Here is a 7,626-nt window from a genome sequence, read left to right on the forward strand (position 1 = left end):
AACGGCTCGATGAACTCCCACTCCTCATCGGTGAGTTGCGCACGTGTCACACCAGAGTCTTACCGGACCACGACCTCATCCAGGACCCAAAACCCGAAACTGATCACAACCGAAGACAGGCCCTAGGTGAGTCTATGAGCTGTTCGGGCAACCAGTGGTGCGGTGCTGGCGCGCCGCGGCCGGCCAGCAACCGGACGGGCTGCAGGATGATCAGACGGACGGGCGGGGCGGCGGGCCCGATTCCCCGGCGGGTCCTGTGCAGCCCGTGGGTCCTGTGCAACCTGCGGGACCGCCCGCCCGGCTGCGCCGTTCTCCCAGCGGTGCAGTCATCCGGTGCCCGTGCGCCGCGTGCGCAGAGTCCGCCAGAGCTTTGAGTGGAACAGTCGTCTTCAGCGGGGCAGGCTTGAGGTATGCGGTCGTTCTTCCGCTCAGCTCAGCAGCCAGGAGCGGGGGGTCATAGCGGAATGCTGTTCAGGCTGGCGCAGGGTGTGCCGTTCGTGATCGTGCTGATGGGGCTGGGGATCGAGCTTTCGCCGGTGCACTTTGTGTACACCGGGCCTCTTCTTATCGCGACGCCAGCGCTGGCCTCGCTCACGATGGGTCCCTGGGGCGTTCTGTGGGCGGCGGCCGGAGCTCTGCTCGTCAGCGTGATCAGTGCCACTTTGCATAATTCTTGGGGTTCGCAGGTCTACAGCAACGTCCTGGCTCTGGTGGTGGTGTGTGTAGCCAGCGTCACGATGAGTAGTGCCGTGCGTACGCGCAGGCAGTGCGAGCTCGACCAGGTCCGCCGGATCGCCGTGGCGGCGCAAAGCGTCCTGCTGCGCCCTGTGTCTGCCCGGCTGGGCCCGGTACGGGCGGCCAGCATGTATCTGGCGGCTGAGACGGGGGCACAGATCGGCGGTGATCTGTACGAGGCGGTGCAGACCCGGTACGGGGTCCGGATGATCGTGGGGGACGTCCGAGGCAAGGGGCTGCCTGCCGTGCGCTCGGCCGCCGCCGTGCTGGGCGCGTTCCGGGAGGCCGTGCACTATGACGACGACCTGGTGGACGTCATGAACCAATGCGCGGCTGCGCTGCAGCGGGAGTGCGCCGTTCCGGGAGCGGTCGAACAGGAGGCGGAGTGTTTCGTCACCGCGCTCGTGGCCCAGGTGTCAGACGGACCGGTGGTCCAGGTGGTCAACCGCGGCCATCCGCCACCGATGCTGCTGCACAGGGGGAAGGTTCAGGCCCTGATGCCCGCCTCACCACTGCCGCCCCTCGGCCTGGAGGACCTCGTCACCGGTCCTCCCGCCAAGCCGGAGAGCTATCCCTTCCTACCCGGCGACCGCCTGCTGCTGCACACCGATGGGGTGCTTGAGGCCCGCAGCCCTGACAACGAATTCTTCGCCCTCCCCGAGGCCATGGAAGCGGTGCGCTTCGCCTCCGTCCCCTCGGAGTTCCTGGAACAGATGCACCAGAGACTGATGTGTCACACGCAGGGCTGCTTGGCGGACGATGTGGCGATGCTCATTGTTGACCGACTCGACGAAGAAGTCGGCAACCAAACTGGCGCAGCTGCCGCCTCCTCAAGCGACTGACCACATTGACCACCTCCTGACTAGGTATTTTTCAACCTCGGACGTGGCGATCACGGGTCTCTTGCCGGGCCTCACCTCACAGGGCTGTATCGGGACGGGCCTGGGGGTGGTGCTGTGGGACCGGCGGGAGGCCGGTGGGCGTGTCGTGCGTCGACGCGCGGTCAGCCTGATATCCGCGGGTTGAGTACCGCATGACCGGGTGTTCGTCGGGGACGGAGCCTCCGGTCTACAGCCGAGCGTGGCCCGCCGGGGCGGACTGCTCATAGGGTCCGCGGGCATCGTCCCTCGCGCTGAACACGTCCCGGCCTCCCGTCGGCCGTTCTGTGGACCCCGCAGAGTCAGTCCATCACCGCTAAACTCCAGCATCAGCCCGCCAGTTCGCGGGCCACGGCGACGGCGGCGACGTTGGTGTTCTTCTTCCGGGCCAGGAAGGACTCCCACCGTTGATGGAGCCGTCGGTTGCCGAGGTCGGCTCGCTGCCGCACGGGCAGGGAGGCCAGTTCCATTCGGCGGCGCAGGGTCACGCCCGGGCCGCGGTAGGGCTTGTAGTGCTGCCACGAGGCCTCGACCAGCAGCCGACGGGCATGGCTGTTGCCGGTCTTGGTGATCGGTCCCTGGAAGCGGCTGGGTCCCGAGGAGTGTTCGCTGGGCACCAGGCCGAGATAAGCGCCGATGGTTGCGCCGGTGAACCGCTGCCAGTCACCGACCTCGACGGCCAGGCCGAGCGCGGACAGCGTGTCGATGCCGCGCAGGCAGGCCAGGCGGCGCACGACCGGGGACCATTCGGGGCGGGCGGCCGCGTCGGTGATGCGCCGGTTCGAAGCGGTCGCGCATCGTCTCCAGGGCCAGGACCTCCTCCAGGCCGTTGTCGAAGGCGAACTGCGTGTCCGCATCGTCGAACCGCTGCTTGCGCAGCCACTCGTGGTGGATACAGGTCCAGCCCGAGCCGCCCCGCCAGACCCGCCCCTGCCGCAGCAGCAGCTTGGAGACCCGGTTCCGGGCCCGGGCCAGGTCCCGGCGCACGTCGTCACGTCCCCGGACAAGGTCGCGGGCGGCCTCCTCGGCCGGCGTCGGCACCCGCACCACAGGCAGCTCGTCCATCCGCAGCAGCTTGGCCAGCCGCTGGGCATCCCGCTTGTCCGTCTTGATCCGGTCGCCCGCGGGCCGTTCCATCTTCGACGGGGCCGCCACCACGCAGCGGATACCGATCCCGTCCAGGGCCCGTGCCAACGCGAACCCGGTCGGGCCGGCCTCATAGGCCACCGCCACCGGCTGCGGCAGCGTGGCCACCCATGCCAGCACGTTGTGCGTCTCGGCATCGAGCCGCTCGCTGAAGACCCCGCCCGTCTCGCCGTCCAGGGCCCAGGCCGTCGTGGTGCGGGCGTGGACATCCAGGCCGACCGAAGTACGCTCGGAAAACATCCGGTGCCTCCCGGTAATTGCGGCACTACCCGCCACCGTGCTCACCAGTGGGCAACCCGCGTCAACTTCCCTGCGGGGCATCGGTCTTCGGCGCGGCAGCCGCCCTCAGCCAACAGCCCAGGACGGCCGCTTCATACGGTCTACACGGTGACTGCCTCGATGATCCGGGTGTCGACGGGGGCCAGGATGTTCCCGCCGTACCAGTCCTCGAGGGATACGAGCGTTGTCGTGTCCCCGGCCCATATCACTGTGGCGCGGGTCTGGACGTGGCGCTTCAGACTCATGCCGCCCCCCTTTACCTGCTTGGTACTGCGCTGGGGAGTGAGGGGATCATGCACCTGATTCGGTCACAGCGGCAGGGGTGTGACCGGCTACGCCTTCCGTGCAGGCTGGGGCCATTACGGGTCAGGCCATCGGCCGAGCAGGCAGGACCCTACAGCTTCCAGGCACGCAGCTGGTCGGCGACGTCCTGCACCCGGATGCGGGTGTTGCGGATCGTGCGGACGAGGTCGGAGAGGGCGCCGTAGGGGGGATCGATGCCTTCGCCGGACTGGTCCATGTACTGGGCGGCGATGAATGCGGCGTACAGGCTGTTGCGGTGCGGGAGGGGCTCCAGGCGCACGATGGTGTGCATCAGGGCGGCCGCACGCCAGGCCGCGTCCGGGTCGGCCGCCGCGAGAGTGGGAAGCCGGGTCTTGTGGCGGGCGACGGCGGCTACGAGCGCGGAGTAGTCCGAGACGGTGAGGTCGTCATGACCGAGCGCGGTCTCCTGGACATCGAGCAGCCAGGAGATGTCGATGGAGAGGTGCATCAGGCAGCAGCGGCTCCGTTGCCGCGCTGGGCGGGCGGTACCTCGTCGGGGAAGGCCTGGTCGAACTCGTCGCGCAGCCGGTCGGCCCATGCGGTGGCGCCGGCGATGAACTGCTTGCGCTGCATCTCGCGGACGCCGAGGTCGTGGAGGTACTGCTTGAGGCTCTTGCCCTCGGCGGCGGCCGCGGCTCGTACGCCCTCGAGTTCTTCGTCGGTGAAAGACACGTTCAGGGATGGCATGCACCCGATGGTACCTAGTAGGTGCCTGTCGGGCGAGCGTCAGCGCGCGCAACGTGGCGCCGAGGGCGGTGACGGCTCTCTGCTGTGCGCCGGCGACCGGGCGGCAGGCTTTGTGTGGATCCCGCCGCCGACAGCCGCCTACGAGCGCGGCCAGGCGGCCGGGGTGGTCGGCGGCAGCGGGATCTCATCCAGCCTCAGCCACCGCTCCCGGCCGTCCTCATCAGGCAGGCAAAACCGGATGTCCCGGGACTCGTCCGCCTCGTACGGGGCATCCCCGACCGCTCGTAGCAGGGCCCGCAGCCTCGGGTAGGGGGCCTGCATCGCCCGCCCGCGCACGCCCTCGCCGCGCAGGGCAGCCAGCGCGAGGGAAGCGACGTTCACCCCGGTGCGCCGGTGGCCGGCGGTGTGGGCCGCCACCTCCGGATGGTCCGCGATGGAGGCCAGCGCCTCCGGCCCGGCGACCGTGTAGGCCAGCACCAGGTCCCCGCGCTGGAGCACCACCTGCGCGCCCGGCTCCATCAGCCCGCCGTCCTGCGTCGACTCCGTCGACAAGGCCACCTTGCCAATCATCGGGCCCGCGCCGATCTCGCGGACCTCGTCGAACTGCTCCACGGTGGCGTCCACGATCCGCTCGGAATCGGGCAGCACCAGCACGCAGTGCCCGTTCCAGGACGTGCCCGTCCAGGACGGCTTCAGCGAGCCGTAGCGGATCCGGTCGCCGTTCCTGTCCTGGATCACCAGGTCCACCGGCTGCAGCTCGGCCCGCACCCCCAGCTGCCCGTAGGCGTTCCGCAGCGTCTGGCACGCGTCCACGCACACGTTCGCCGGGATGCTGCCGTCGACGATCGACACCCACAGGTGCGGCAGCATCAGCTCCACCAGCTGGTCCGGCTTCGCGTGCTGCAACAGCGTCGCCGTCATGTCCAAACTTCCCCGCAGCGGCGAGCTGCCGGCCGGTAACACGGGACCCGCCGCACGAGGGCGCGGTACCGAGGGACGGCGTGGGGCCCGCTTCTGGGGCGTCCGGTGCTTCCTGCCCCGCTTCTGCTTCGACATGGGCAGAGCGTAAGGATCCCAACTGGCCTAGCGACAGACCGCGTTGACCACACCTCATGGCGTGACCGGCGCGAGTCAGCCGTCCCGTACGACGGGCTCCCCCGACCTCCTGACGGCCGTCGAGCCAGACCGCCTTGCAGATTTCCTTTCCGCTAGCGGAGAAGTTCGCTGACAAAGGCCGGGGCGTGGCCAGTCAGCCGACCGGCCCATGGCGCTCTTCGCAGGCCTGCCACTCCCGGCGGGCGTAGGCGCGTACGGCGTCGCGTGCATGCCCTCTCAGCCACAAATGCGAGTGCCCGCCCGTACCGGAGCCGGGATCATGAGTGCATGAACGACGAGGACACTCCGGGCGCAGAAGACGGCGAAGAAGACTTCGACCAGGAAGCGGAGCCGCACCAGGACGGCGGCGCCGACATCGACCCGTCCGGTTTCATGGAGTCGGTCAGGCAGACCTCAGCCTGGCTCAACTCCATCGACAAGATGCTTGAGCCCGCCCGCCGCCACATCCGGATGATGGAGTCCACCCGCCGGACCATCGAAAGCGTCATGGGGCCGGGCAACGCGGTCTACCAGGTTGCACTGGACGCCCAGCGCCAGTACCGGGCGATCGCCGCGCCCGCCCTGGCACTCCAGAGCGATCTGAGGGATATCTACGACTGGCACAGCCGCATCAACGACGTCGTGCGCAGTGTGTCGCTCCCCCGCACACTGCTGGACCAACTCGCCGCGACAGCGGCCCTCTTCCTGCCCGCCAACCTCAACGGCCTCAATACCGAGGATCTCTACACGATTCTGGAGATGGGTGAGGACGACGGGTTGTCCCTCGCGTGGGCACCACGGACCGAGACCGTCAAAGCCCTGCTCCCCCTCGGTACGCGCAAGGAGCGCTACGTCCTCCTTGCCGATCGCCGCGACGACGTTCTCGACGACGTCGACGCCAGCCTCCAGATCGTCACTCATCCCGAGCTCACCGACATGGTCACCATCCTGAGCGCGGCCACCCGCACCGCGCGGACCGGCTTCAGCGAGGGCGCTCAGGCCCTGGCGGGCAACGTGCTCGAGACCGCGATGAAGAGGCACGGCAACGCCTGGATACGGCGCTCCTTCCCTCAAGCGACGTACACGAAAGGCGGTCATCACGGCACCATCGGCAGTGCCCTGGACGACGGGGACGATTGGGGCGACCTCACCCTCCTGCAGGTCAAGCACTACCTGGTGCTGGCAGGCATGAGGAACGCCTTCGGGCCCGGCGACACCCAGGACACCTTCAACCGCCACCTCGGAGCGCACGAGGCCTCGCCTGACACCTACCGTCCGGAGTTCGTTCTGCCGGCGATCCTCCTCGCCCACGCACTGCTGCGTGCGCTGAACCAGGACCTCGAGCACCCCGACGACGAGGAGGAGGACGCGTAGCCGCTCCTCAACATCGTGGCCGCTTGGGATCTTCGCGGGCCTGCCACTCCCGGCGGGCGTATTCCCGTAGGGCTTCGCGTTCCGCGTCTGTGCAGCCCTCCCGTGAGCGTGCGAGCAGGGGGATTGTCAGTGCCAGCGGCCATGATGGCGACATGCCGATCACGATGCAGAACCATGCGCTCACCTGGACCGACCTCAACGGCGTTCCCCGCTCGTCCGCCGTCGCGTACGACAAGCTCAGCGCCGGCAGACGCAAGCAGGAACTCGAAGCAGCCGGATGCGGCGATGTGCTGATCGTCGAGACCCAGCCTGGTCAGCTCCCCGAACCGGCGGTCTGACAGCATCCTCCCGTGCGCTAGCTCCCCTCAGGCGTCTTGCCGGTCAAGCCAGCGTGCGATGGCGTAGGGGACGGATTCGGCGAGGCTCAGCATGGGCTTCAGCAGGTTGTCCCAGAACGGGTCCTGGTCGTCTGGCGAAACCACGCTGAGCTGGCAGGCTTCGATCTCCGCGGGGTTCAGTCGGCGCCCGCCGATGTCGGTGTGCTCCACGTTGTACTCGGCCGCGCCCAGCAGACCGAGCAGATTCTCCCGGGCCTTCGCCTCTGTCCCGTAGTGGTCGTCGGCCCGGGCGGCGATCAGCCGCTCGTAGGGCGCATCACATGATTCTTTCAGCGTCCCCAGGGTCGGTTCGTGGGTGGCCATCTCTTCCACCAGTTCCGGTGCGAGTGGCGGGCGATCGCCGATCAGCCGGTCCATCACCGCCATGCCCAGGACAGCGGCCGCGCTTGCGTATCGCCAGGCGAGCGCGCTGGCGTGCCGCTCGTAGGCGTCCGCGGGGCGGTACAGCTCATTCAGCGCCGTCAGATGGTGCCGGTAGCGCCGGTCCGGGTCGGTGTACCCCTCGGTCACCTCCAACTTGACCATCAAGCCGTCGGTCTGGACGCAGGCGGCCTCCCACTCGTGCCGCAGATCCACATAGGCCCAGGGCGGTTGCAAGTTCCGGGATCGCGTAGATCGTCCGCGTGCAGCGGGAGTTGACGCAGCAACAGCACAGGCACGAGACCGGTGATCATCAGGGTGTCTATGCCAGCTGATCACATCGAGGTCCC

Annotated in this window: 10 protein-coding genes; 3 read left to right on the forward strand and 7 right to left on the reverse strand. The window is 68.5% G+C overall.

Translation table 11 applies throughout. The features are described from left to right. The first annotated feature begins 464 nt into the window (after positions 1-464). On the forward strand, positions 465-1,577 hold the full coding sequence (locus ACTWQJ_RS42370; protein ID WP_443311744.1) for a PP2C family protein-serine/threonine phosphatase: 1,113 nt from the start codon (positions 465-467) through the stop codon (positions 1,575-1,577). 365 nt (positions 1,578-1,942) lie between these two features. Here the strand turns inward: ACTWQJ_RS42370 and ACTWQJ_RS42375 are convergent, their stop codons facing one another. From ACTWQJ_RS42375 to ACTWQJ_RS42400, 6 genes are all read right to left on the reverse strand, one after another. Then, on the reverse strand, positions 1,943-2,347 hold the full coding sequence (locus ACTWQJ_RS42375; protein ID WP_443311745.1) for a transposase: 405 nt from the start codon (positions 2,345-2,347) through the stop codon (positions 1,943-1,945). Continuing rightward, complete coding sequence (locus ACTWQJ_RS42380; protein ID WP_443311746.1) at positions 2,277-2,999, reverse strand: IS110 family transposase; 723 nt, start codon at positions 2,997-2,999, stop codon at positions 2,277-2,279. The genes ACTWQJ_RS42375 and ACTWQJ_RS42380 overlap by 71 nt, the downstream gene beginning before the upstream one ends. Positions 3,000-3,139: 140 nt before the next feature. Next, on the reverse strand, positions 3,140-3,283 hold the full coding sequence (locus ACTWQJ_RS42385; RefSeq protein ID WP_443311747.1) for a hypothetical protein: 144 nt from the start codon (positions 3,281-3,283) through the stop codon (positions 3,140-3,142). A 149-nt stretch (positions 3,284-3,432) separates the two neighbouring features. Then, complete coding sequence (locus tag ACTWQJ_RS42390) at positions 3,433-3,810, reverse strand: toxin Doc (protein ID WP_443311748.1); 378 nt, start codon at positions 3,808-3,810, stop codon at positions 3,433-3,435. Continuing rightward, on the reverse strand, positions 3,810-4,049 hold the full coding sequence (locus ACTWQJ_RS42395; RefSeq protein ID WP_443311749.1) for a hypothetical protein: 240 nt from the start codon (positions 4,047-4,049) through the stop codon (positions 3,810-3,812). The genes ACTWQJ_RS42390 and ACTWQJ_RS42395 overlap by 1 nt, the downstream gene beginning before the upstream one ends. Before the next feature lie 138 nt (positions 4,050-4,187). Further along, positions 4,188-4,970: a hypothetical protein gene (locus ACTWQJ_RS42400; RefSeq protein WP_443311750.1), complete on the reverse strand. Its 783-nt coding sequence runs from the start codon at positions 4,968-4,970 to the stop codon at positions 4,188-4,190. Between the two features lie 462 nt (positions 4,971-5,432). Between ACTWQJ_RS42400 and ACTWQJ_RS42405 the strand changes: the two genes are divergently transcribed. Both ACTWQJ_RS42405 and ACTWQJ_RS42410 read left to right on the forward strand, forming a co-directional pair. Next, on the forward strand, positions 5,433-6,518 hold the full coding sequence (locus tag ACTWQJ_RS42405) for a hypothetical protein (protein ID WP_443311751.1): 1,086 nt from the start codon (positions 5,433-5,435) through the stop codon (positions 6,516-6,518). A gap of 152 nt (positions 6,519-6,670) precedes the next feature. Then, on the forward strand, positions 6,671-6,856 hold the full coding sequence (locus ACTWQJ_RS42410; RefSeq protein ID WP_443311752.1) for a hypothetical protein: 186 nt from the start codon (positions 6,671-6,673) through the stop codon (positions 6,854-6,856). Between the two features lie 27 nt (positions 6,857-6,883). Here the strand turns inward: ACTWQJ_RS42410 and ACTWQJ_RS42415 are convergent, their stop codons facing one another. Then, positions 6,884-7,492, reverse strand: a complete 609-nt coding sequence (locus ACTWQJ_RS42415) for a hypothetical protein (RefSeq protein ID WP_443311753.1) — start codon at positions 7,490-7,492, stop codon at positions 6,884-6,886. Positions 7,493-7,626: the final 134 nt, after the last annotated feature.

It is taken from the genome of Streptomyces sp. KR55 (assembly GCF_052245645.1).
Taxonomy (GTDB): Bacteria; Actinomycetota; Actinomycetes; order Streptomycetales; family Streptomycetaceae; genus Streptomyces; species Streptomyces flavusporus.

Bases quoted from the DNA above. Each gene is read 5' to 3' on its own strand.
- ACTWQJ_RS42380 (WP_443311746.1), bottom strand. From the start codon at position 2,999: ATGTTTTCCGAGCGTACTTCGGTCGGCCTGGATGTCCACGCCCGCACC.
- ACTWQJ_RS42395 (WP_443311749.1), bottom strand. From the start codon at position 4,049: ATGCCATCCCTGAACGTGTCTTTCACCGACGAAGAACTCGAGGGCGTA.
- ACTWQJ_RS42390 (WP_443311748.1), bottom strand. From the start codon at position 3,810: ATGCACCTCTCCATCGACATCTCCTGGCTGCTCGATGTCCAGGAGACC.
- ACTWQJ_RS42405 (WP_443311751.1), top strand. From the start codon at position 5,433: ATGAACGACGAGGACACTCCGGGCGCAGAAGACGGCGAAGAAGACTTC.
- ACTWQJ_RS42370 (WP_443311744.1), top strand. From the start codon at position 465: ATGCTGTTCAGGCTGGCGCAGGGTGTGCCGTTCGTGATCGTGCTGATG.
- ACTWQJ_RS42385 (WP_443311747.1), bottom strand. From the start codon at position 3,283: ATGAGTCTGAAGCGCCACGTCCAGACCCGCGCCACAGTGATATGGGCC.
- ACTWQJ_RS42410 (WP_443311752.1), top strand. From the start codon at position 6,671: ATGCCGATCACGATGCAGAACCATGCGCTCACCTGGACCGACCTCAAC.
- ACTWQJ_RS42400 (WP_443311750.1), bottom strand. From the start codon at position 4,970: ATGACGGCGACGCTGTTGCAGCACGCGAAGCCGGACCAGCTGGTGGAG.